Origin of the sequence: Streptomyces sp. BE20, assembly GCF_036322525.1 — a bacterium.
Taxonomy (GTDB): Bacteria; Actinomycetota; Actinomycetes; order Streptomycetales; family Streptomycetaceae; genus Kitasatospora.
On record NZ_JAQYWW010001134.1, the window covers coordinates 144,268 to 167,892 of the forward strand.

Annotated in this window: 22 protein-coding genes; 7 read left to right on the forward strand and 15 right to left on the reverse strand. The window is 73.6% G+C overall.

Translation table 11 applies throughout. The annotated features are described in order from the left end of the window. Window positions 1–45: 45 nt before the first annotated feature. The 10 genes from PUR61_RS35550 to PUR61_RS35595 form a co-directional block, all read right to left on the reverse strand. A complete protein-coding gene (locus PUR61_RS35550) occupies window positions 46–447 on the reverse strand; it encodes a hypothetical protein (protein WP_329883661.1) in 402 nt (133 codons plus the stop codon). Between the two features lie 266 nt (window positions 448–713). Beyond that, window positions 714–1,616, reverse strand: coding sequence for an aminoglycoside phosphotransferase family protein (locus PUR61_RS35555; protein ID WP_329883662.1), 903 nt, complete (start codon window positions 1,614–1,616; stop codon window positions 714–716). A gap of 78 nt (window positions 1,617–1,694) precedes the next feature. Then, window positions 1,695–3,029, reverse strand: a complete 1,335-nt coding sequence (locus tag PUR61_RS35560; RefSeq protein WP_329883663.1) for a serine hydrolase domain-containing protein — start codon at window positions 3,027–3,029, stop codon at window positions 1,695–1,697. A 188-nt stretch (window positions 3,030–3,217) separates the two neighbouring features. Beyond that, a complete protein-coding gene (locus tag PUR61_RS35565) occupies window positions 3,218–4,522 on the reverse strand; it encodes a serine hydrolase domain-containing protein (RefSeq protein ID WP_329883664.1) in 1,305 nt (434 codons plus the stop codon). A 258-nt stretch (window positions 4,523–4,780) separates the two neighbouring features. Then, on the reverse strand, window positions 4,781–5,551 hold the full coding sequence (locus PUR61_RS35570; protein ID WP_329883665.1) for a CDP-alcohol phosphatidyltransferase family protein: 771 nt from the start codon (window positions 5,549–5,551) through the stop codon (window positions 4,781–4,783). 193 nt (window positions 5,552–5,744) lie between these two features. Continuing rightward, window positions 5,745–6,524: a YidC/Oxa1 family membrane protein insertase gene (locus PUR61_RS35575; protein WP_329883666.1), complete on the reverse strand. Its 780-nt coding sequence runs from the start codon at window positions 6,522–6,524 to the stop codon at window positions 5,745–5,747. A 160-nt stretch (window positions 6,525–6,684) separates the two neighbouring features. Beyond that, window positions 6,685–6,981, reverse strand: coding sequence for a DUF6412 domain-containing protein (locus PUR61_RS35580; RefSeq protein ID WP_329883667.1), 297 nt, complete (start codon window positions 6,979–6,981; stop codon window positions 6,685–6,687). 79 nt (window positions 6,982–7,060) lie between these two features. Then, the gene (locus tag PUR61_RS35585; RefSeq protein WP_329883668.1) at window positions 7,061–7,609 is read right to left on the reverse strand and encodes a hypothetical protein; all 549 of its coding nucleotides are present in this window, start codon (window positions 7,607–7,609) and stop codon (window positions 7,061–7,063) included. Continuing rightward, window positions 7,606–9,063, reverse strand: coding sequence for a hypothetical protein (locus PUR61_RS35590; RefSeq protein ID WP_329883669.1), 1,458 nt, complete (start codon window positions 9,061–9,063; stop codon window positions 7,606–7,608). Before PUR61_RS35590 ends, PUR61_RS35585 begins: the two co-directional genes overlap by 4 nt. Before the next feature lie 3 nt (window positions 9,064–9,066). Continuing rightward, window positions 9,067–9,486 (reverse strand): type VII secretion target, encoded by a 420-nt coding sequence (locus PUR61_RS35595; protein ID WP_329883670.1) that lies wholly within the window; start codon window positions 9,484–9,486, stop codon window positions 9,067–9,069. Between the two features lie 138 nt (window positions 9,487–9,624). On the opposite strand from PUR61_RS35595, the gene PUR61_RS35600 reads away from it, so the two are divergent. Both PUR61_RS35600 and PUR61_RS35605 read left to right on the forward strand, forming a co-directional pair. Next, window positions 9,625–9,909 (forward strand): type II toxin-antitoxin system Phd/YefM family antitoxin, encoded by a 285-nt coding sequence (locus PUR61_RS35600; RefSeq protein ID WP_188295332.1) that lies wholly within the window; start codon window positions 9,625–9,627, stop codon window positions 9,907–9,909. Next, window positions 9,902–10,333: a type II toxin-antitoxin system VapC family toxin gene (locus PUR61_RS35605; protein WP_329883671.1), complete on the forward strand. Its 432-nt coding sequence runs from the start codon at window positions 9,902–9,904 to the stop codon at window positions 10,331–10,333. Before PUR61_RS35600 ends, PUR61_RS35605 begins: the two co-directional genes overlap by 8 nt. A gap of 112 nt (window positions 10,334–10,445) precedes the next feature. On the opposite strand, the gene PUR61_RS35610 is transcribed toward PUR61_RS35605, so the two are convergent. Continuing rightward, entirely contained in the window at window positions 10,446–11,546 is a 1,101-nt protein-coding gene (locus PUR61_RS35610) for a Gfo/Idh/MocA family protein (RefSeq protein ID WP_329883672.1), read from the reverse strand. A 582-nt stretch (window positions 11,547–12,128) separates the two neighbouring features. Here PUR61_RS35610 and PUR61_RS35615 point away from each other — a divergent pair. From PUR61_RS35615 to PUR61_RS35630, 4 genes are all read left to right on the forward strand, one after another. Next, a complete protein-coding gene (locus PUR61_RS35615) occupies window positions 12,129–12,908 on the forward strand; it encodes an HAD-IIA family hydrolase (RefSeq protein WP_329883673.1) in 780 nt (259 codons plus the stop codon). An 84-nt stretch (window positions 12,909–12,992) separates the two neighbouring features. Continuing rightward, the gene (locus PUR61_RS35620; protein WP_329883674.1) at window positions 12,993–14,240 is read left to right on the forward strand and encodes a low temperature requirement protein A; all 1,248 of its coding nucleotides are present in this window, start codon (window positions 12,993–12,995) and stop codon (window positions 14,238–14,240) included. 181 nt (window positions 14,241–14,421) lie between these two features. Further along, window positions 14,422–15,099, forward strand: coding sequence for a uracil-DNA glycosylase (locus tag PUR61_RS35625; protein WP_329883756.1), 678 nt, complete (start codon window positions 14,422–14,424; stop codon window positions 15,097–15,099). A gap of 376 nt (window positions 15,100–15,475) precedes the next feature. Then, entirely contained in the window at window positions 15,476–16,366 is an 891-nt protein-coding gene (locus PUR61_RS35630) for a glycoside hydrolase family 6 protein (RefSeq protein WP_329883676.1), read from the forward strand. A gap of 150 nt (window positions 16,367–16,516) precedes the next feature. On the opposite strand, the gene PUR61_RS35635 is transcribed toward PUR61_RS35630, so the two are convergent. After that, the gene (locus tag PUR61_RS35635; RefSeq protein ID WP_329883677.1) at window positions 16,517–17,809 is read right to left on the reverse strand and encodes a hypothetical protein; all 1,293 of its coding nucleotides are present in this window, start codon (window positions 17,807–17,809) and stop codon (window positions 16,517–16,519) included. Window positions 17,810–18,141: 332 nt separating this feature from the next. Then, on the reverse strand, window positions 18,142–18,738 hold the full coding sequence (locus tag PUR61_RS35640; RefSeq protein ID WP_329883678.1) for a DedA family protein: 597 nt from the start codon (window positions 18,736–18,738) through the stop codon (window positions 18,142–18,144). Between the two features lie 536 nt (window positions 18,739–19,274). On the opposite strand from PUR61_RS35640, the gene PUR61_RS35645 reads away from it, so the two are divergent. After that, window positions 19,275–20,390, forward strand: coding sequence for an LLM class flavin-dependent oxidoreductase (locus PUR61_RS35645; RefSeq protein WP_329883679.1), 1,116 nt, complete (start codon window positions 19,275–19,277; stop codon window positions 20,388–20,390). 48 nt (window positions 20,391–20,438) lie between these two features. Here PUR61_RS35645 and PUR61_RS35650 read toward each other — a convergent pair whose 3' ends face one another. Further along, window positions 20,439–22,661, reverse strand: a complete 2,223-nt coding sequence (locus tag PUR61_RS35650) for a putative bifunctional diguanylate cyclase/phosphodiesterase (RefSeq protein WP_329883680.1) — start codon at window positions 22,659–22,661, stop codon at window positions 20,439–20,441. 389 nt (window positions 22,662–23,050) lie between these two features. After that, window positions 23,051–23,479: an OsmC family protein gene (locus PUR61_RS35655; RefSeq protein ID WP_329883681.1), complete on the reverse strand. Its 429-nt coding sequence runs from the start codon at window positions 23,477–23,479 to the stop codon at window positions 23,051–23,053. Window positions 23,480–23,625 lie beyond the last annotated feature (146 nt).

Below are 23,625 nucleotides of genomic sequence, written 5' to 3' on the forward strand. Positions count from 1 at the left end.
TCAGCGGTGATCGCGCCGGGTTCGGCGTCCGGGTGTGCCGTCGGATCAGGGGGTCGTGCAGACGGCGTACGCCCTGATGGACTCGTCGACGTTGTTGGTGTTGGTGCCGCGGACGATCCAGGCGCTGCCGCTCGGGTAGGAGTCGGTGAGGAAGATCCTGAAGGCGCTGGTCGTGCCGCCGCCTCCGGTGGGCACCTGGCCGGACGGACAGAGCACGGCCGCCGACAGGTTCTGACCCGGGTGCACGACGACCGAGTCACCGGTGACCTGCGTGTGCGCGGCCAGCAGGGACGCGTCGGCGGCGGCCTGGTTCCCGGGGACGACGACGGCCGGCTTCTCCTTCGGGCGGGCGGCCCCGCGGTCGTCGGCGGTGGCGATCGCGGCGCCTCCGACCAGGATTCCGACGGCGCCGAGCGCAGTCAGGGCGAGGGGGATCGTGCGGGCCATTCCGGCCTCCTGAGGTGTGGGCTTCGACCTGTGCCGACGAGGGCGGTGGCACCCTGCGCCGACTGCGATCAGTACCCGACCCGCTCCCGCCGCCGCCGACGGGCGCGGCGACCGGCTACCCGCGCGGAGGAACGCCGCCCCTCGGCCGGTCTAACCACCGCCCTCGTCGTGACGGAGGGCCGTGGTCCACAGGTCCGGACGCCGAACGCCGTGGACAGAGCGGGACGCGACGAACCCGGCCGACCCGGCGACGCCCCCGCCGCACCTCAGCTCTCGTCCAGGACCGCCCGGATCACGTGCCGGGCGTTGGCCGCCATCAGCGGGTTGGTCTCCCGGTAGTACGGCAGCGCCCCCAGTGCCTGCGCGAGCGTCCGCCCCCTGCCACGCCGCCAGGTCGCGTCGTCCACGCCGAGCGCCTTGCGGAAGACCTCCCGCCCCTCGGCGGGCAGCAGGTTCCAGGCCGGGAACATGTCGCAGGCCGGATCGCCGACGCCCGCGCACCCGAAGTCGATCACCGCCGTCAGCCGGCCCCCGCCGTCCACCAGCAGGTTGCCCGGCATCAGGTCCGAGTGCAGCCACACCGGCGGCCCGTCCCACACCGGAGCCCGCAGCGCGTCCTCCCATACGGCGGTCGCGGCGTCGCAGTCGACGCCCTCCTCGGGGAGGCCGCGCAGTTCCTCGATCGCCGACCGGGTCTCGTCGTCGAGCAGCCGGACCGGCCCGCCCCGGTAGGCGGCAGGCCCGCCCGGGAGGGTGATGCTCCGCATCGCCGACACGAACCCGGCCAGGTCCTCGGCCAGCGGCACCGGCGCGGCCAGCGCGCCGGCCTCCGGGTTCTTCCCGTCCAGCCAGCGGTACACCGACCACGCCCACGGATACCCCTCGGCGGGTCCGCCGAGGCCGATCGCCGCCGGGATGGCCGTGGGCAGGAGCGGTGCCAGGCGCGGCAGCCACTCCTGTTCCATCGCGACGTCCACCTCGCCCCAGTCGACGAGCGGCAGCCGGACCACCATGCCGTCGCCCAGCCGGTACATGGCGTTGACCGTGCCGCCGGACGGGAAGCCCCGCACCGGCAGCCCCGCCCACTGCGGGAACCGACCGGCGACCAGCCGCCGTACGAGGTCCTCGTCGATGGCGTGCTGACCGGGGTGCAACTGCCCTGTGCTCATGGGACACCATCCGACCGCCGGGCCGCGACGGGCGTCAACCGCTTTTCCCCGCCCGCTCCGCCCGGTTTCGGGGGCCGGTCAGCGGGTGGCCGCGCCGACCTCCACGCGAAGTTCCGGTCCGGTACCCGGGATCGCTCCCACGACCGGGGGAGCGCCGGCGTCCGGGGCCACACCGGCGCCGACGCCCGCGACCGGGCCGCACAGCGTCTTGGCCAGGAGCGAGCCGATCGCCTCGCCGCTCGCCGAACTGTCCGTGCCCAGGTACGGGTTGTGCGACAACGCCAGCTGCCGCCGCCCGTCCCCGGTGCCGACCAGCAGGGTGCTCCACCCGGGAAGGCCGCCGTCGTGGCCCCAGGCCGGCTCGCACCCCGGGCCCAGGTCGATCCGGAACACACCGAGGCCGTAGCGCATGCCCGGCACCGAGGTCTCCACCGTGTCCGTGAGCGCCGCCAGTTGGGCCGGCCGCAGCAGCTTCCCGCCGAACAGGGCGGCGTGGAACCGGTTGAGGTCGGCGGTGGTGGAGATGCCGTTGCCGGCCGCGTCCACGACGGTCGTGTTGTACCGGGTGACGTCGGCCGGTCCGCCCGGCATCGCGGCGTAGGCGTGGGCGTGCGGGCCGCCGAGGCCGGTCTCGGATCCCGGGAAGGAGGTGTCCTCCAGGTGCAGGGGCCGGACGATCCGCCGTTCGACCTCGCGCTGCCAGGTGTGGCCGGTGACCTTCCTGATGATCATCCCGGCGAGGACGTAGTTGGTGTTGGAGTAGTGCCAGCCCTGTCCGGGTGCGAAGTACGGCGGGTGCTCGGCGGAGACCGCGGCCAGCTGCTGCGGCCGGTAGTTCCGGTAACGCCACGTCCCGTACACGAAGTCCTGCAGTTCGGCCTCGGTCCTGACCAGGAACCGGTCGTCCTCCGTGAAGTTGAACAGGCCGCTGGTGTGGTTCAGCAGCTGTCGGACGGTGATCGCGCCGCCGTTCGGGACGACGCCCGGCAGGTGGCGCTCGACCGGGTCGTCCAGCCTGATCCGGCCCTCCCCGACGAGCTGGAGCACGACCGTCGACACGAACGACTTGGTCACGCTGCCGATGCGGAACCGGCCGTCCGACCTGGCCGGCTGCCCGTCGGCCAGGTCGGCGGTCCCGGCGGCGCCCCGCCACAGGGGGCGGCCGGCGTCGCGGATCTCCGCGAGCGCGGCGGTCATCCCGCCGTGCTCCACGAGGTACCGCAGTTCCTGCTGTCCGTCGACGCGGGGCCGACGTTCCTGCGCGGACCCGGCAGCGGATCCTGATGCCCCTGCCGCCGCCACCGCTGCGGCAGGAGCGAGCGTGACGACGGTGGCCCCGGCCAGGGCGACGGCTGCGAGCCGCAGCCCCGCCCGGCGTCGCCGGTACGGAGATCGAGCCTGAACGATGGTCATGGTGCCCCGCCCCTTCCGACCCGGCCCCGGGCCGTCCACACCACGTTCGCACCGAACGGAACACCGGCGCGTCGTCCTGAGGGGGTCATCGACCGTGCGTCCCGAGGACCGGGCGCCCGGCCGAAGGGGAGGGTGTGACGCACGGTCAAATCATCGTCAAGGCGCTTGACTTGTCGAGGTCTGCCGTATCAGCGCAGCGTCTTGAAGGTCGTCCACGGCGGGCCGCCGTCCGCTCCCTTCGCCGCGGGGGCCCCCGGGGCCGCCGCCGTGTCCGGGCCGCAGGCGGCCCTCAGGACGAACGTGTTCAGCGTGGTCTCGGACTCCTCGGTCTCGGTGCCCTCCAGCAGGTTGAACGAGAGGGCGAACTGCCGCGAGCCGTCCCGCGCCCCGAGCAGCACCGAGTTGAACCCCGGGATGCCCCCGGTGTGGCCCCAGACCTCGCCGCACGGCAGGTCGTAGCGGATCAGGCCCAGCCCGTAGTGCGCGCCGATCATCGGCGCCGGGACGGCCGTGGTCATCTCGGCCAGCCGGGCGGCCGACAGCAACCTGCCGCCGAACAGGGCGGCGTGGAAGCGGTCGAGGTCGCTGGTGGTGGAGATGCCGTTGCCGGCCGCGTCCCCGACGGTCGGGTTGATCAGGGTGACGTCCGCCGGACCCTCCGGCAGCTTGACGTACCCGTGGGCGTGCGGGCCGGGGATCCCGGGCCACGAGCCCGGGAAGGAGGTGTTGTCGAGGTTCAGCGGCTCGACGATCCGCTTCTCGACCTCGCGCTGCCAGGTGTGGCCGGTGACCTTCCTGATGATCATCCCGGTGAGGATGTAGTTGGTGTTGGAGTAGTGCCAGCCCTGGCCGGGCGCGAAGTACGGCGCGTGCTGCACGCCGGCCGTGACCAGCTGCTCCGGGCGGTAGTTCGTCCAGCGCCCCTGGGCGAGGAACGCGCGCAGGCTCGCCTCGTCGTGGAAGAGGAACTGCGGGTCCTCCAGGTAGTCGTACAGGCCGCTGGTGTGGTTCAGCACCTGCCGCAGGGTGATCGCGCCGCCGTTCGGCACGACCCCCGGCAGGTAGCGCTCGACCGGGTCGTCCAGCCGGAGCCGGCCCTCGTCGGCCAGCTGCAGCACCACGGTGGAGACGAAGGTCTTGGTGATGCTGCCGATCCGGAACCGGCCGTCGGCGCGCGCCGGACGCGCGGAGTCCAGGTCGGTGACGCCGGCCGCGTCGCGCCAGGTCCGGCGGCCGTTCTCGCGCGTCTCGCCGAGCGCGGCGGTCGAGGAGCCCCGCGAGACGATGTCCCGCAGCTCCGGGCCCAGATCGACGGACGGGCGGTGCCGGTCGGACGAGGCCGAGGAGCCGGCGGAGTCGGTGGCGGTGCCGGCCCCCGCCGCCACCGCCGTCGGGGCCAGCGAGACGACGGTCGCCCCGGCCAGCGCGGCGGCGGCGAACCGCAGGGCGAGCCTGCTGCGGCGGCGCGGCCGAACGAAGTGGTTGGCGTGCATGGTGATCCCTCCCGGGCCCGACCTCCGGGCCCCGGCCACCACGTTCGCATCCGCACCGCGCCGCCCGCGTCGTCCTGCGGAGGGTGCCGCGGTGCGTCCTGCGGGTACCCCTCCGGAGCCGAACGGCGGGGGACGTTCGTCGTCAAATACTCTGCGGGTGGCTTGACTTGAGGTCCGGGATGGGCGCATCGGGGCCCGCCGTGTCACCGCTGCTGCCGATGGGGCGGACCGTGCTGTCGGTGAGGTTGGTGGAGCCGCTCAGCGCAGGCGGGAGGACGAGAGGATCGACGCCAGGTGGGCGACGACCATCCCCCAGGTGATCACCGCGATCGCCGCGACCGTCCCCTGCGTCGGATCGGTGGAACCCACCACCGCGTCCGCGACCGCCGCGGCCAGCAGCACCAGCGACGCCTCGATGCCGTTGGTCACCCGGTGGATCTTGAGGATCGAGCCCAGCCGCCGCGCCGTCGCGATGCCCTGCGACCGCGGCTGCGTCGACTCCTCGTCCGCCGGGGCCAGCCCGCTGCGCGCCCGCGCCACGTCGACCAGGTCCGTGGACGCCTTCAGCAGCACCACGCCCAGCGCGGCCGCCAGCCCTACCGACACCCACAGCTCCGACCCGCCCCGGGCCGCCCGGACGCCCGCACCGATCATCAGTGCGGCGTCCGCCAGGTAGGCGCCGAGCCGGTCCACGTACACCCCGGCCGTGCTGAACCGGCGCGTCCAGCGCGCCACCTCGCCGTCCACGCAGTCGAAGAACAGGAACCCCTGGAACAGCACCGCCGCCAGCGCGGCCCCCGCCAACCCCGGGATCAACAGCGCCGCCCCGGCCCCGACCCCGCACACCACCATCAGCCAGGTGAGGGTGTTCGGCGAGACCGACGTCCGCACCAGGTGCCGGGTCGCCCGCAGGGAGAGCCGCCGCATGTAGAGCCGCCCCGCCCAGTGCTCCCCGTTGCGGCTCGCCAGCTTCGCCTGCGGCTGGCAGACCTCCCGCAACTCGGCCAACGCCGGAGCAGCGACCACCATGACGACATCCCTCCACCTGTCCGCCGGCCGGGGACCCGTGTGGTCGGCGGACGACGAAAACGATCAGCTCAGGCTAGAGCAGCGCCACCCGCCGGTCGGCGCCCGGTCAGGGCCGGGGGACGGGTGGTCGGCACGCGGCCGGGGCGGCTCACCGGGGCGGCGGCCGGTCGGCGCGCGCCCCGGTCGGCCGCCGTCAGACCAGCGCCACGCCCGCGCCCACCGGCACCGGCGCGTTACGGTGCAACCACGCCCGCTCGGCGGCCGACCACGCGGTGGTCGTCAGCAGGTAGACCCCGGCGGCCAGCGGCACCAGTGCGGCGAACAGCACCGTGCCGAACGACAGGTACGGCAACAGCGCGAGCGCCGGCTGCGGCAACGCGGCCTCGGCCGCCGGACCGCCCTTCGCCCCGCCCTTCGCCCGGCCGCCCCGAGCCTTCCTCGCCTGCAACGCCTGCTGCTCCTTCTGCGCGGCCTGCGCCCGACGGGCCCGCCGGAAGCCGACGTACGCCACCGCCGCCAACCCGGCGTACAGCGCGCCGAACACCACCCACTGCGCCACGCCCTGCGCGCTCCCCACGTGCAGGCCCAGCGGGACGCCGAACAGGGTGTGGCCGAGCAGGTCGTTCGGCGTCGTGAACAGCCGGTACATCACCGAGAAGAACGGAATCTGCACCAGCATCGGCAGACATCCGGCGAGCGGCGAGGACTTCTCCTGCGCGTACAGCGCGGCAAGGGCCTCCCGGAGCTTCTCCGGCCGGTCCTTGTGCTTCCGGTTCAGCTCGGCGACCTGCGGCGCCAACCGGGTCCGGGTCTGCTCGCCCCGCGCCGCGGCCCGCGCCAGCGGGTGCAGCGCCAACCGGACGCAGACGGTGAACAGGACGATCGCGAGCGCCGTCGGCACGACCTGGGCCAGCGCGGCGACGACGTCGTGGGCCAGGCCGACGGCCGGGTCGAGAAGTGCGAAAACGGACATGGTGGAGCGAGCCCTCCGGGGGGTCTCGGCGCGCTGCGGCAAGCGGCATGCGGCGCGTACGACACGGCGTACGGGGCATGCGGCGGAAGGCCGGCGGCGCGCGGAAATGAGTGGTCGGCGGAGGACGGCCGCGTCAACGGCCCAGCAGTCGTGCGGGGGGTTACGCGGCCGCCGGGGCCGCCCCCGGCGCCCTGGGGCGTCGCCGGCCCCGGGCATCCGGATCACGCTGCGGAAGGAACGCCGTCCTGAACGCGCGTCTGCGCAACACCCCGGCCCTGACAGCGGCGGGAGCCCGCGCCCCCAACAGCCGCGAGACGACCAGCGCCCCCGCGACCGCTCCGGTCACCAGCACCACGGCCGCTGCGGCCGCCACCGAGGCCAGCGACCCGCCACCCTCGACGAGCCACTCCCCACTCAGCACCCGGAACACCCCGAGCAGCATCGCGACCAGACCCACGGCGTGCTCCTTCCTGTGCTCCGGACCAGTGCTCCGGCCCAGGATACGGCCGGGCTGCCACAGAGGTTCCCGACTCGGTTCAGGGGACGTTCATTGCGTACACCCACACCTGGACGGGGCTGTCGCCGGCTGACGGTCCCAGCCATACCTGGCTCGCCACACGCTTGGTGTGCCCCGGCAGGTGTGAGACGAAGGTGCCGTAGCGCAGGGTGAGTGCGGAGAGCGGATCAGGGGCCCCGATGCGCTGCAGGTCCCGCAAGGCGCCGGTGTCCGGTGGCCGGGCGGCCTCCTTCCACGTCGCCTCTCTGAGGCCGGCCGTGAAACGGTCCACGTCGTCGGCCGGCAGCCGGAACGCCAGCACGGCCGTGTCGTCCTGGAAGCCCTTCGTGTATCCCCATCGGGCGTCGACCGCGCCGGCAGGGATGGGCACCTGGGTGAACTCGGAGATCTCGGTGGCCGTCAGCGTGGTCATCCACGACCCGGGCCGCCCGCTGTTCGGCTCCGGATGACGGAGCTCGGCATCCGCCCGGAACGCCACATATCCGACGGCTCCCAGCAGCGCCAACGGGAGCACCACCAGCACCCAGATCCACACACGCCGTCGCCGTCCGGTACGCACGCCGCTCATCGGGTCTGCCTCCCCGGATCGGCGGGACCGCCCTCCCGATCGGCGTATCTCTCGCCGGTGCCACCGGGTACCAAAGGCGAGCCGTCGCCGACTACCCGGGTCGACGCAGAACTCCGACCACTGATGTCGTACTCCTGAGCCAGGCCCGTCTGGTGGAGCCTCTGCATGTCCGCGTCCGAGATGTTGATGCCGGCGATCGTCGTGCTCTTGTCCTTGTCCCAGTTGTACCTGTCCCAGACATTGACCTGGTACTGCATGGAAACGGCGGGCTTGCCGTCGGGCCCAGGCTTCACGGTCACCACCCCGGATACGACGTACGGCTGGCTTCCCACTGCGGTGAACCAGTTGGGCTGCTCGGATTGGCGGAACGTGTAGTCGCTCTTCGTCTCCACCGGGACCGCGACGGGGGACTCTCCTGCCTTCGCGTAGGCAGCCAACGCGGTCTCACGCCACTGGGCATCGTTGGCGGCCATCGACGAATCCACGTGGTGGCGGAAGTTGGCGTCATCGCGCAGCATCCGGTCCACGCTCACGGTCAAGGGTTCGCCGCTCGCGTCCAGGAAGTGCTGCAGGTGGCGGGCCGCGTCCTCGTGACCCACGAGCGTGCCGCCGGCGACGAGCCCGGTGGCGACAGCGTAGAACGTCCGATCGCCGGCGTCGGGCTCGCGGACGTGGAACGGGCCCGCGCCGCTGTCGGGCGGTGACCACTTGTAGGTCGGGTCGAGGATCCCGGCCTCGATCAGGGGGCCCGGTGAGAGCTCCAGCAGTTGCGCCCGGACGGCGGGGTCCACCGTCGCCCACCAGGCCGGGACGTCCTTGCGGTCCTTGGGCATGCCGACCGCGCCCATGACATCCGCCTTCGCGTCCCGAACGGCGCCCGGGCGGGTTGCCGGGTCGACCTGGGTGGGGTCGAGGGCGCGCAGGGCCGCGGCGGCCGTGGTGTCGGCCTCGGTGGCCGTGGTCACGGCCTTGCGCATGGCCTCGATGTGCTGCTGTACCTCGTCCCACTTCCGCTTCTGGTAGGCGATCGAGTCCGGGTCGTTGCGCTCCTCGGCGGGGAGGGGCGGCAGGGTGACGGTGCCGTCGTCCGAGACGGTCGCGCCGAGCCCCTCGGCGTCGCCGACGGCGCGCAGCAGGTCCTGCCTGGCCCGGGCGAACGCGGACTCGGCCCGGCGCAGGGCGGCCGTGACGGCGAGTGCCTCGTAGCGGAACGCGGTCAGCTCGTCGGCCAGCAGGCCGATCTCCCGGGCGGCCTCGTCGGCCGCGAGGCCGGTCCACGCGCGGCTCCCCGGGGCCGAGAACGCGTGCGGTCCGGCTCCGGTCAGCGGTTGCAGGACGCCCGACCGCAGCCGGCCGGCGATCTGTTCGACGTGTCCGGAGACGCCGTTCCAGGTGTCTCCGGCCTTGCCCAGTGGTTCGAAGGAGCCGTGGCGGAGCTGCGCGAAGGTCACCACGGCTCACGGCGCCTTGAACGTGGAGGCGGAGGCCCCGTCGGTCGACCGGTAGGCGCCGGCGGTGGCCTCCAGCCGGTCGGCGGTCAGGCCGAGGCGGTTGTCCATGCTGGTCCAGCGGGCCTTCCACCAGGTGAGGACCTGGGAGAGCGCGGCCCCCGTGCTCCAGCAGTCGGCGGACAGCGCCCGGGCCGCCGCGCCGGTGTCCGGCTCGATGTGGAGGACCGAGTTCCTCAGCTCGCCCTGGAGGCGTCGGGACACCCCGGCCGCCTGCCGGAGGGCGGCCGGTTCGACGTGGACCGGGGCGCTCCCGGAGGTGCCGGTGGCCCACGGGCCCGGGCCGGTGGCCTGGGCGGGGATGCCGGCCGGTGGGCCGTCCTGGCCGTAGAGCCAGGGGTTGTGTTGTGCCTCGGTGGTGTCGGTCATGGCCAGAGCCCCCCTCTGTCCGCCGTGCGCTGCGTCGACGGTCGGACGTTAGCGCACCGACGGTCCGGGTGTGGGGCGTTTCCGGAGGGCGGTGCAGGGGTGTAGCCGCCGGTGCTACACGGGGCTACCTTGGAAAGCATGAAGACGATTACCCAGCGGGAGTTCCGGAACAACTCCGCAGCGGTGATGGACGCGGTGGAGGCGGGGGAGACCTTCCACATCACGAGGAACGGGGTCGAGGTCGCGGAGCTGCGGCCGGTGTCGGGCCGGCGGCGGCTCACGGCGGAGGAACTGGTGGCGCGGCACGTGAAGCTGCCGCGGGTCGACTACCAGCAGATGCGCAAGGAGGCCGAGGAGTACTTCGGTCCCGAGGAACTGGTGGGCGACGAGGACGGCGACCCGTTCGAGCGGCGGCGTGGCTGAGCGGCGGAGAGCACCCCGTCGCCGACGGCCGGCCGGGGTGCTGGACACCTGCGTCTACATCGACCTCGCGCTGCTCGGCGCGGCCGACCTGCCCGCGGTGCCGGAGCTGACCGCGATCACCTTCGCCGAACTCCAGCAGGGCGTCTCGATGGCCCGCGACCCGGTCAGCCGGGCGGCGCGGCTGGAGGTGCTGGGCGCGGCGATGGCCGACTTCGAGCCGCTGCCGTTCGACGCGGCGGCGGCGGCGGCGGCCCGGTACGGGACGCTGGTCACCCTGACGATCGCCGCCGGCCGCCAGCCGCGCCCGCGCCGGATCGACCTGATGATCGCCGCCATCGCCTCCGCCCACGGCTTGCCGCTGTACACGCGCAACCTGGCGGACTTCAAGGGGCTGGGTCCGGCGGTCGAGGTCATCGGGATCTGAGGGTCGCCCCTCTCCTCCCCCTCCCCGCTCCGGTCCTCCGTTCGTCGGAGGAAGCCGGACCGGAGGAAGCCGGAGGGGGCGGGGGAGGCGCGGTGCCGCGGGGCTCTGGGGTTCAGCCGAGCCGGACGGCGGTGCCGGTGGCGGCGGAGGCGTGGGCGGCCTCCAGGACGGCGAGGGTGGCGACGGCGTCGCGGGGGTCGACCGGGGGCGGGGTGCCGGGGTCGGCGAGGGCGGCGGCGACGCCCGCGTAGAAGGCCGGGTAGTCGCCCGGGTCGGTCGGCAGCGGGGCGGCGGTTTCGTCGGTGCCGAGGGTGCCGTAGTACGCGGGGTCGTCGGCGCCCCACGGGGCGGTGCCGTCGGGGCGGCGGCCGGCCCGGAGGTCGGCCTCCTGCGGGTCCATGCCCGACTTGACGTAGCCGGCGGTGTCGCCGAGCACCCGCAGGCGGGGGCCGACGAGCGGGGTGACGGCGCTGGTCCACAGGTGCGAGCGGGTGCCGTCGGCGTGGGTGAGGGCGAGGAAGGCGTCGTCGTCGACGACCGCGCCGTCCCGGCGGACGTCGATCTCCGCGTACACCGTCTCGACCGGCCCGAACAGGGCGAGCGCCTGGTCGACCAGGTGACTGCCCAGGTCGTACAGGGTGCCGCCGACCTCGGCGGGGTCGGCCAGCTCGCGCCAGCCCGGCTTCGGCTTGGGCCGGAACCGTTCGAAGCGGGACTCGAACCGGTGGACCCGCCCGAGTGCGCCCTCGCGGACCAGACGGGCGGCGGTGAGGAAGTCGCCGTCCCAGCGACGGTTCTGGAAGACGGTGAGCAGGGTGCCGTGCGACTCGGCCAGCTTGCAGAGCTCCAGCGCCTCGGCGGCGGTGGCGGCGAGCGGCTTGTCGACCACGGTGGCCAGACCGGCTTCCAGGGCGGCCCGGGCGAGCGGGACGTGGGAGCGGTTGGGGGAGGCGATGACGACCAGGTCGAGCGCGTCCGGGTCGGCGAGCAGCTGCTCGGGGGTGTCGACGGCGCGGGCGTCGGGGTGCTCCCGGTGCAGCTGGGCGCGGCGGTCGGGGTTGGCGGTGACCACCGCGTCCAGCCGGAGCCCGGGGGTGGTGGCGATCAGCGGGGCGTGGAACGCGGAGCCGGCCAGGCCGTAGCCGATCAGGCCCACGCGGAACGGGCGGGCCGGGTCGGCGTTCCGGGAGACGGGGCGCGTGGAGGGGGTCATGGGCCCTACTCAACCACGGGGTGTCCGGTCTGCCCCGGTTCCTGCGTCACGGGGGACCCTCCGGGGCGCCCGGGGAGGGGGGCGCGCCCCGGAGGGCTGTCTGCGGCGGTAGCTGTCGCCGCCGCGGTGGGGGTCGCGGCGGCAGCAGCTACCGCAGCGCCGAGGGGGTCCGTCCGGGCCCCTGGTCGGCGTGCCGTTCACGCTAACCGTGCCGGGCGGTTCTGCTGAGGGGTCATCACTGCGGTTAGGGGTGGGTTAAGGACGCGTTGAGACGGGGCGGGGCGGGGGAGCGGTGCGGAGGGACGGTCCTGCGGTGATCCTTCTCCGGCCCGTCCCGTACTCGTCCCGTACTCGACCTGCGCCCGTTCCCCGCGCGTCCCGTGCCCGTCCCGCTGGGCGGGACATGCTGCCGTCGGCCTGGTGTGCGGATTAGGCTGTGCCCCGTTGGGGCAGCCAGCAGTACCCCCGGCGGTCCGGTGTCCCGAGGAGGGTCCGGCCGGTGGGAGGCGCAACGGTGACGACGGTGCGCCGCAGTTTCGTATGACCATCGCACTACATGGCAAGACTTCGGGAGACACGCACGTGGCAGACCGCAAGCCCATCGAGTCCTGGCTGACCGACATGGACGGCGTCCTCATCCACGAGGGCACGCCGATCCCCGGCGCGGAGGAGTTCCTTCGTCGGCTGCGGGAGTCCGGCAAGCCGTTCCTGGTCCTCACCAACAACTCCATCTACACCCCGCGCGACCTCAGCGCCCGCCTGGCCGGCATGGGCCTGGAGGTGCCGGAGGAGTGCATCTGGACCTCGGCCCTGGCCACCGCCAGCTTCCTGAAGGGCCAGCGTCCGAACGGCACCGCCTACGTGATCGGCGAGGCCGGCCTGACCACCGCGCTCTACCAGGCCGGCTACGTGCTGACCGACAACCACCCGGACTACGTCGTCCTCGGTGAGACCCGCACCTACAGCTTCGAGGCGCTCACCAAGGCGATCCGCCTGATCAACCAGGGCGCCCGGTTCATCTGCACCAACCCGGACGAGACCGGCCCCTCCACCGAGGGCGTGCTGCCGGCCACCGGCTCGGTCGCCGCGCTGATCACCAAGGCGACCGGCGTCGAGCCGTACTTCGTCGGCAAGCCCAACCCGCTGATGATGCGCGAGGCGCTCAACACGGCCGGCGCCCACTCGGAGACCGCCGTCATGATCGGCGACCGGATGGACACCGACATCGTGGCCGGCATGGAGGCGGGAATGGAGACCATCCTGGTGCTCACCGGCCTCACCGCCGCCGCCGACGTGGAGCGTTTCCCGTACCGGCCGACCCGCGTGTTCAACTCCATCGCGGACCTCGTCGAGCTGGTCTAGCCTCGGCACTGCTGTTGCGGGCTCCGCCGCCCCGGCCGACGGTCGGGCGGCGGGGCCCGTTCGCTGTGCGCTGAGGAGGGGCGGATGAGTACTACGGGGGAATCACCGGTGGCGGCCGAGGAGAAACGGGTCACCTGGGCGGAGCTCTACTTCGACCTGGTCTTCGTCTTCGCCATCACCCAGGTCTCCGGTCTGTTGCACCACCACCACGACTGGGCCGGCGTCGGCCGGGCCCTGGTGGTCTTCGTGCCGGTCTACTGGTGCTGGGTCGGCACCACGGTCCAGGCCAACATCCGGGACGTGGACAACCCGCGCGACCGGCTCGGCATCCTCGCCGTCGGGCTGACCGGCCTGGTCATGGCGCTGGCCGTGCCCGGCGCGTACGGGGGCCGGGGCGTCCTGCTCGGCGCCGGGTACTGGGCGGCCCGGGTGGTCCTGCTGCTGCTGGTCGTCCGCGTCCCGGGCGTGTGGCGCGGACCGTACGGGGTCGGTGTGCTGGTCAGCGGACCGCTGCTGTTCGCCGGCGGGCTGCTGCCGGAAGGGCCGCGGACGGTGCTCTGGGCGCTGGCGGCGCTCTGCGACCTGTCCGCGCCGGTGCTCCTGCGCCGCCGGCTCGCCGCAGTGGCCTACCACCCCGCGCACATGCCGGAACGGTTCGCGCTCTTCCTGCTGGTCGCGCTGGGCGAGTCCATCGTCGGGATCGGCGCCACCGCGGCGGGGGTGCCCCTCGACGCGGCCGAACTCGTCGCCGTCACCGCCGCGTTCACCATCTCGGCGGGGCTCTGGTGGCAGTACTTCGTCCACGCGGCCGACGCCATGCGGCACGCGGTCACGGTCGCCGAGTCGCGCCGGGACGTCATCCGGCGCGTCTTCCAGTACGGGCACCTGGCGCTGGTGGCCGGGGTGATCGCGGTGGCGGTCGGCTTCGGCGAGACGGTGGCCGACCCGCGCCGGGCGCTCGGCGTGGGCACGGTGGCCCTGCTCTACGGGGGCTGCGGGCTGTACCTGCTCGCCTTCGGCTACACCCGGTGGATGATGTTCCGGAGGGTGGCGACCACCCGGATCGTGGCGGCGGCGGTGGTGCTGGCCCTGGCCCCGGCGATGGTGCGGTGGCCGGCGATCACGGCGCTGGTGGCGCTGGCGGTGGTGCTGGTGGTGCTGAACGTGGTCGAGCACCTCCGCGTGGCGCGGGCGGGGACCGCGGCGCCCGCCGGGGCGGCGCCCGGCGAACCGGTGGCCGCGCGTGCCGTCGGGGGCCCTGCGGCTCCGGTTGCCCCGGTGGCACCCGTGGCACCTGCGGCACCTGCGGCACCTGCGGCTCCGGCGGAGTGAACTGTCAGTGGGCCTGTGTAGCGTTCGGTGTGGAAAGAGGGCGTGCGGCGCAAGGGCCGCAGGGCGTCCGAGGGTCGGGGCGGTGCGGCGGTGAGCGGCCGTCCGGTGGGAGGTTGATGTCGTGACGGACACGGTCGAGGCGGGCGTGACGGAGCCGGGTACGCCGGAGGCGGGCGCCGGGCTGGAACTGCCCGAGTCCTGGCACACGGTGCTGGGCGCCGAGACGGAGAAGCCGTACTTCGCCGAGCTGGCGGCCTTCGTGGCGTCCGAGCGCGCGGAGCAGCAGGTCTTCCCGCCGAGCGGGCAGGAGTTCTCCGCGCTGGAGGCCACGCCGTACGACAAGGTCCGGGTGCTCGTCCTCGGCCAGGACCCGTACCACGACGACGGCCAGGCCCACGGCATGAGCTTCTCCGTGCTGCCCGGTACGAAGACGCCGCCGTCGCTGCGCAACATCTTCAAGGAGCTGGACGCCGACCTCGGCATCCCGGCGCCCGACAACGGCTACCTGATGCACTGGGCCGAGCAGGGCGTGCTGCTGCTCAACGCGGTGCTCACGGTCCGTGCGCACGAGGCCAACTCGCACAAGGCCAAGGGCTGGGAGAAGTTCACCGACGCGGTGATCAAGGCGGTGAGCGCGCGCGAGGAGCCGGTGGTCTTCGTGCTCTGGGGCAACTACGCCAAGAAGAAGCTGCCGCTGATCGACACCGAGAAGCACGTGGTGGTCCAGGGCGCCCACCCGTCGCCGCTCTCCGCCAAGCTGTTCTTCGGCAGCCGGCCGTTCTCCCAGATCAACACGGCGCTGGAGGGCTTCGGCGTCGACCCGATCGACTGGCGGGTGCCGGACCTCAAGCAGGGCTGATCCGCCGGGGCGCCCGGCCGTCCGCCCGGAACGCCCTCCGGGGCATCTGACGTGCAGTCCACTCGGCGTCGGCCGACCGCTGTTCACCGGCTGGTGGACAGCGGGCGGTACCCGGTATGCGAAGCTGGGGACCGACCGGTCGCCCGACCGGGTCTGGGAGGGGCGGTACGTGCGCCGAGCAGGGCGAAGAGTGGGTTTCCGGCTGGCCGCGGGGGCGGCGATGCTGGGGCTGGTGACGGGCGTCGCGGGGTGCGCCGGAGGCAGCGCCGGGGCGGTCAAGGGACCTTCCGGCGGCGGGAGTTCGAACAGCGCCGCGTCGACGGGCACCTCGGCGGTCCCCGCACCGCCCGGCGGTGCACCCGCCGGGGGAGCGGGCGTGCTGCCGCAGCTTCCCGGTCAGGCCTTCTACGTCTCCGACCAGACCTCCGCCGCCCGTCAACTGTCCGCCCTGCGCGGCCAGGGCCGTACGGCCGAGGCCGACACCCTGCTCCGGATCGCCGCCCAGCCCTCCTCGCAGTGGCTCGGCGACCAGGCGGCCCGGGGCATCGCCGAACAGGTGAGCCGGCGGGCCGCGGCAGCGGACCGCACGCCGGTCTTCGTCGCCTACAACATCCCGCACCGGGACTGCGGCCTGTACTCGGCGGGCGGTGCGCCCGACGCCGCCGCGTACCGGTCCTGGATCACCGGCCTGGCCGAGGCTCTGGGCGACCGCCGGGCCTGGGTGGTCCTGGAGCCGGACGCGGTGGCGCACACCCTGGACACCTGCGGGGTCAAGGGCGACGCGGCGGCCGAGCGGTACGGCCTGCTCGCCTTCGCCGTCCAGGAGTTGAAGAAGCGCCCGCAGGTGCGGGTCTACCTGGACGCGGGAAATCCCGGTTGGGTGCAGGACCCCTCCGCGCTGGCCGAGGCGCTGCGCAAGTCCGGTGTCGCCTCGGCGGACGGTTTCGCGGTGAACGTCTCCAACTTCTCGACCACGGACCGGAACGCCACGTACGGTGCCCAGCTCTCCGCCCTGCTGGACGGCAAGCACTTCGTCATCGACACCAGTCGCAACGGCAACGGCCCGCTGAGCGGCGAGGCGTGGTGCAACCCGCCCGGCCGCGCGCTCGGGGCGCCGCCCACCGCCGACACCGGGCGGCCGGGCGTCGACGCCTACCTCTGGATCAAGAACCCCGGCGAGTCCGACGGCGAGTGCGGGCGCGGCGAGCCCCGGGCGGGCGAGTTCTGGCTGCCGTACGCACTCGGGCTGGCCCAGGCCGCCGGCTAGCCCGGGCCCGGCCCGGCTCTGCCCCACACCGGCCCGGCCCTGTCCGGGCCGGCTCCGCCCGGCGCTGCCCGGGCCGGGTGTCTGTCCCCGGTCCCGCTCACTCGCCCGTCCGCCCGTCCGTCGGAAAGAAGGGGGCGCCGCAGCGGGACGTCAGCCGGCCGTGCCGAGGAAGGACTCCCAGCCGCCGGCCGGCGCCTGGCCGACACCGAGGGTGCGGAGCTTGCGGAGGGTGGACTGGTCCTGCGCCTCCAGCCACTCGACCAGCTGCTTGAAGGAGACCAGCCGGACCTCGGGCCTGCCCGCCACGGCCTTGATCGTCTGCTCCACGGCGTCCATGTAGATCCCGCCGTTCCACTGCTCGAAGTGGTTGCCGATGAAGAACGGCGCGCGGTTGCCGTTGTAGGCGCGGTCGAACCCCGCGACGTAGGAGTCGCGGGCCTGCGCGCGCCACTCGTCGTACTTCGCCGGGTCGCCCTTGGTGCTGCCGGCCGACTGGTTGGCCAGGATGTTGTAGTCCATGGAGAGCACCTGGAACGAGTGCCCGGGGAACGGGATGCTCTGCAGCGGGAAGTCCCAGACCTTGCCGTCCTGCACCTTCTGCGGCCAGATCTGCTGGCCGCCGGGGGAGCTGGCGTCGTACTTCCACCCCAGCTTGGCGGCGGTCGGCAGCAGGGCCTTCTGCCCCTCCAGGCACGGGGTGCGGCCGCCGATGAGCTCCTTCCGGTAGTCGAAGGGGAGCGGGTCGACGTCGGTGAAGCCGGTGTTGGTCCGCCACTGCGTCACGAAGCCGACGGCCTGGGATATCTCGCTCTCCCAGTCCTCGGGGGTCCACTTGTTGACGCCGTTGCCGTCCGAGCGGCTCGCGCAGAAGTGGCCGTTGAAGTGGGTGCCTATCTCGTGACCGGCCAGCCAGGCCCGGCTGATGATCTTGATCGTGTTCTTCACCCCGGCGTCCGAGAGGTACGGGATGTCGGAGGCGCCGACCGAGTGCTTCGGCGGCTGGTACTGGTTCGCCTTGCCCTTCGGCAGGGTGTAGATGCCGGAGAGGAAGAAGGTCATCGAGGCCTTGTGCTCCTCGGCGAGCTTGAGGAAGCGGGGGAACTGGCCGTCCTCGGTCGCGCCGGCGCCGTCCCAGGAGAGGACCACGAACTGTGGCGGGCGCTCGCCGGGCTTGAGCTTCTCCGCCTTCGGCTGGTTCGGCTGCGGGCCGGTGTCGGAGGTGGAGCCGTCCCCGATCGGGGTGCCCTTGGGGCCGTTCGTGGTGGGGGCGCCGCTCGTCGGTCCGTTGCTTCCGCTGCTCCCGGTGGGGGCCGGGGCGGAGCCCGATGTCGGGCCGGACGTCGAGCCCGAGCCCGACCCGCTGCCGGAACAGGCGGTCACCGCACCGAGGGCCGCGGTGGCGGCGCCGGCTGCGAGCACGGTCCTGCGAGAGATGATGCTCATGGTCTCCCCTGGTGCCCCAGGCCGGGGGTCGCGGCCGTGGCCGTGGCCGCTCCGGCCAAATCGGACAATTGATCGATTTCCGTCTTCAGCATGGCATACGGACGCGAGAGCACCCAAGGTGCCGGGGTCCGTCGACACTGAACACGCATGGCACAGGTGTGCGGGATGCGCGCAGGTGTCGTCTGTTGCCGTCCTGTGACGATTCGCCCGTTTCGACGGATTGGTCGCGTCGATGCCCGATGCCCGATGCGGGGTACTCGATGCCCGATGCCCGGTACTCGGGGCTCGGTGCCGGTGCCCGGCGGTGGTCGCGGCGTCGCGGTGCCGGGGCGTCAGCCGAGGGAGAGGCGGCGGTTGCGCCGCACGACCCGTGCGATGGCCGTGCTGATCGCGGTGGCCGCCGTGCAGGAGACCGCCAGGCTCAGCCAGGCGGTGTCGAACCAGTGGCTGTTGAGCCAGCCCAGGGTCACGATGTAGGTCGCCCAGATCATGGCGGCCAGCGCCGACCACCGGAGGAACCGGTGAGGGTGCGCGGGAGAGTGGCCGATGGCCAGGTCGAGCACGGTCCGCCCGGCCGGTACGAACCGGGCGATCACCACCATCGCGGCGGCGGCCCGGGTGGTCCGCCCGTCCAGTGCCTGCTGGACCCGTTCCACGCTGGCGGCCAGCTGCGGCCGGTGTTCGAGGCGCCGCCGGACCATGGGTGCCCCGCTCCGGGCGACCCGGAGCAGCAGGAGGTCGCCGAGGAAGGAGGCCATCGCCACCCCGAGCCCGAGCATCAGCGGCGCACCGTCTATCTGTGCCGTCTTGAGCACGGCCAGGATGACGAGCGTCCCGCTGGGGATGAAGGGGAGGAACGCGTCGCCGAGGACGGCGCAGAGCGCCAGGGCGCAGATCCACGAGGATCCGACCAGCGTCGCGATGTCCATATCCGAAATCTCCCTCCAGACCGCCCGGGGGAGCAGGTGGCTGCAGAGGACAACGCTAGCGCCTCGACTTTTCATGCCATGAAGCACCCCGGCGTGCTGCGGGTCACAGGGCCCACCATGGCGCGAGCCCCCGGAGCGGGGTGCCGCTCCGGGGGCTCGCGGGGATCGATCGGCGCTGGTCCAGCCCGACGATCTTGCTGGTGAGTGCGGATCCGGTTGGGTGATCCGCTCCTGGCCCATAGCCTGCCGGACGCCGACCGCCGACCGCGAGCCCTGGGGCTGGCGACTTCCCGCGCTGGCGTGAAGTCGCCACGGGTGTTCGGCTGCTGGCGGAGCGTCAGCCGCACGCCCGCCGGTCCGGCGCGGGTCCCCGGATGCGGCGCCGGCGGGGCCGCGACCGGGCGGGGAACAGCGGACCCCGCCGCGTGGTTGACCATCCTCGGCACCGGCGACGGCACTGACCGCCGAGACCGGTGAGCGACACCGGTGGACACCACCGGCGCACGGCAGCGACCACGGCCAGGAGGACGGACGGCATGACCACCGAGGACCGGCACGAGAACCAGCGGGACCACCGGACGGACCCACGCGTCGACGAGGTGGTCCGCGGTACGGCCCGGGGCACGGCGCCGGCGCCGCTGTCGATCCTCGACCTGGCCACCGTCGGCGTCGGCTACACGCCCGCGCAGGCCCTGTCCGCGACCACCACCCTGGCCCGCAGCGCCGAGGAGTGGGGCTACCACCGCTTCTGGGTGGCCGAGCACCACGGCATGCCCGGTGTCGCCAGCTCCACGCCCGCGGTCCTGCTGGCCCACCTCGGCGCCCACACCAGCACCCTGCGGCTCGGCTCGGGCGGGGTCATGCTGCCCAACCACGCCCCGCTGGCGATCGCCGAGCAGTTCGGCCTGCTGGAGGCCCTGCACCCCGGGCGGATCGACCTCGGCCTCGGGCGCGCCCCCGGCACCGACCCCGCCACCGCCCGCGCGCTGCGCCGCGGGCTGGCGGAGGGCGCCGACGACTTCCCCCGGCAGCTCGCCGAGCTGACCCACTTCCTGGACGGCACCTTCCCACCCGACCACGCGTACGCGCGGCTGACCGCCGTGCCCAAGGGGGAGGGACGGCCGCCGGTCTGGCTGCTCGGTTCCTCGGGCTTCAGCGCCCAGCTGGCCGGCAGCCTCGGCCTGCCGTTCGCGTTCGCGCACCACTTCAGCAGCGTGAACACCGTCCCGGCCCTCGACCTCTACCGCGCCGCGTTCCGCCCCTCGGCGGTCCTCGACGAGCCGTACGCGCTGATCGGGGTGAGCGCGGTCGCGGCGGACGACGAGGCCACCGCCCGCCGGCTCGCTCGGTCCGCGGCGCTCGGCATGCTCCGGCTGCGCCGGGGCAACCCGGGCCCGATCCCCACGCCCGAGGAGGCGGAGTCCTACCCGTACAGCCCGGTGGAGGCGGACTTCATCGACGAATGGCTGGGCAACGTCGTCCTGGGCTCGCCGGGCGAGGTGGCCGACGGCCTGGAGGCGCTCCGCAAGCGGACCGGGGTGGACGAGCTGATGGTCACCTCGCACATCCACGGCCACGAGGCGCGGTACCGCTCCTACGGGCTGATCGCCGAGGCGTACGGCCTGACCGGGCCGAAGTCCGCCGACGCCTGAGAACCCCCTCGGGGGCGGCCGCCGGCAGGACGGCCGTCCTCGGGCCTCCTACTCGACGGCGCCGACCGCGCCGCCCGGGCCGACCGGTCCTCCCTGGGCGTCGCGGCCGTCACGGCCGTCACGGAGTATCGCCGCGACGAGTTCCGCGTCGCCGGGGCGGGCGAAGTACCAGCCCTGGGCGGTGTCGCAGCCGGTCAGCCGGAGCCGTTCGGCCTGGGCCGCGCTCTCGATGCCCTCGGCGGTGACGGTCAGGCCGAGGGTGTGGGCCAGCTGCACCATCGCGCCGACGATCTGCTCGTCGGCGTCGCTCCGGCGCGCGTCCCGGCCGGCGAGCCCGGTGCGGGCGCCCGTCGGGGCCGGGTCGCGGAACCCCTCGATGAAGGTGCCGTCCAGCTTCAGTACGTGCACCGGCAGGCGGGAGAGGTAGGCCAGGTTCGAGTAGCCGGTCCCGAAGTCGTCGATCGCGATCCGGACGCCCATGTCGGCGAGTGCCTGGAGCGCCTGCAGCGGGCGTCCGCCGGGGCCGAGCAGCGCGCTCTCGGTGATCTCCAGCTGCAGCAGCCGGGCCGGCAGGCCGGTGCTGTCGAGCGCCTGGGCGACGTCGGCGACCACGTCGGAGTCCCAGATCTGGCGGGCGGCCAGGTTCACGCTCACGAAGGTCTCGGTCTCGGGGAACTCGGTGAGCCAGCGCCGGGCCTGGCGGCAGGACTCCTCCAGGACCCACTTGCCGAGCGGCACGATGGCGCCGGACTCCTCGGCGAGCGGGATGAAACGGTCCGGCGAGAGCGTCCCGTAGCGGGGGTGGCGCCAGCGGACCAGCGCCTCGGCCCCGTGCACCGTGCCGTCGGCCAGACCGACCAGTGGCTGGTACTCGATGGTGAACTCGCCGCGCTCCAGCGCCGGGCGCAGTGCGGTGGAGAGCAGTTGGCGGGTCAGCTGGTGGGCGCCCCGGTCGGGGTCGTAGAGGGTCCAGCGGGCCCGGCCGTCGGCCTTGGACCAGTAGAGCGTGGAGTCGGCGTCCTTGACCAGGTCGGTGGGGGTGGTCTCGTGGACGGACCGTTCGACGACGCCGACGCTGGCGGTCACCGCCAGCCGGTGGCCGGCCACGTCGAAGGGGCGTTCCAGGGCTTCGAGGATCCGGGCGGCCAGGTCGGTCAGCTGGTGGCTGCCCTTGCTGTCGGTCACCAGGACGGCGAACTCGTCGCCGCCCATCCGGGCCACCAGCTGGGTCTCGCGTGCGGAGAAGCCGCGCCGCAGGCGGGTCGCGACGGCGATCAGCAGCTGGTCGCCGATGTGGTGGCCGAGGGTCTCGTTGATCGCGGCGAATCCGTCGAGGTCCAGGTAGCAGACGCCGACCCGGCGTTCGTCCGTCGTCGCCGAGCCGGCCGCCGGGCCCACCCAGGCCGTCCCCGTCCCGGTGACGGTCCGGGCCGGTGACCCGGCGGTCGGCCCCGTGGCCGACCCGGCCGGGCGGGCGGTCGTCCGGTCGGGGGTGAGGCAGGCGGCGTCGAGGCGCTCGAAGAAGAAGGTCCGGTTGGGCAGCCGGGTCAGCGGGTCGTGCAGGGCCTGGTACTCCAGGCGGTCGCCGAGCCTCCGCTGTTCGGTGATGTCCTCGACCAGGGCGAGCGTGTAGAGGGGGCTGCCCGCGCCGTCCCGGATGAGGGAGATGGTCACCTTGCTCCAGACCGTGCGTCCCTCACGGTGCTTGAGCTGCTTCTCCACCCGGAGCCGGTCGCGCTCGCCGTGGACGAGGGCGGGGAACAGGCGGTGCGGCATGCCCTCGGGGTCGAGGATCTCGTGGATGTGGGTCCGGGCCAGCTCGCCGACCGTGCGGCCGGTCAGGGCGGCGAAGGCGGGGTTGACCTCGATGATCCGGTCCTCGGGGTCGATCAGTGCCATGCCGATGCCGGCGTCGCAGAAGGCGGCCCGGAAGCGGGACTCGCTCGCCCGGAGCGCGGCCGAGAGCCATTCCGCCTCCAGGGGTGACGCTTCGGCGGCCCCGTCCTCGGCCGGCCGGTGGGCCCCGTCGCCGAGCGGTGCCGAACAGGTCGGGCAGCGGTGGGGGCCGCCGTCGGCGGCGGGGGCGCGGGGGTCGGTCAGAACGGCGTGGGCGGCCCCGTTGGGGGCCTCGCCGTCGAGTGCGGTGCCGTTGAGTGCGACGCCGTTGGCCGGGCGGACGCCGGGTGGCGGGGGGAGAGGGCGTCGGTGCCGTGGCTCCTCGTGCCGCACGCCCGGGTAGTGTGCGTCGGCCCCCTCGTTCTGGCCCGGCACGGCATGCTCCCGTCCGCTGCTGCAGCTTGACGCTTGACGCTGGTCCGGCCGGTCACCCGACTGGCGGCGGCCGACTCCGCACTCTTCCGGGGCCCTCGGGGCCGGGGTCCGGTGCGGAACGCTCGGGGTGGAGCGGCCGTGCGGAAGCCCGCGTGAGGAACCGTGAGGAACAGGGCGCTGCGGCCGATCATAGGACGCGTCGGCAACGCGCGGTGACCGCCGCCAGGGTGATTCGTCGGCTTTGGGGGCAAGTGCGGCGATACATGCGGACGCCCCCGGTACACATCACATGACGTGTACCGGGGGCGTGTGCTCCGGTAGTGCGCTCTCGGGCGCCGGTCGAGCGCGGTGCGTGCGCCCGCCGGGCCCGAGGACCGCAGGTCGGAGCGTCAGCCCGCCAGCGTGGCGGTGAGGGTGATGGTGGTGCCGGTCAGAGCCTGGCTCACCGGGCAGTTCGCCTTGGCGTCCTCGGCGGCCTTCGCGAAGCCGTCCGCGTCCAGGCCGGGAACCTCGCCGACGACGGTGAGGTGGATCCCGGTGATGCCGGTACCCGGCTGGAAGGTGACGTCGGCCTGGGTGTCGAGCTTGGTCGGCGGGTTGCCCGCGCCGGCCAGGCCGTGCGAGAGGGCCATCGAGAAGCACGCGGAGTGCGCGGCCGCGATGAGCTCCTCCGGGCTGGTCTTGCCGTTCGCCGCCTCGGCCCGGGCCGGCCAGGACACCGGGTACTCGCCGATGCCGGACGACGCGAAGGTCACCTGGCCCTTGCCGTCGAGCAGGTTGCCTTCCCACGCGGTGCGGGCGGTGCGGGTGGTTGCCACGATCGGTACCTCCAGTAATGAGGAACTGCTGAGTCGTCACGTCCGGTCATGCCGCGCTTAGCCTACGTGCAGGTCGGGGGCCTGCCACAAGTAGCGCATCGGGCACGTGCGTCCGAAAACGCCTCGGCCGTCCGGGTGACGGTGCC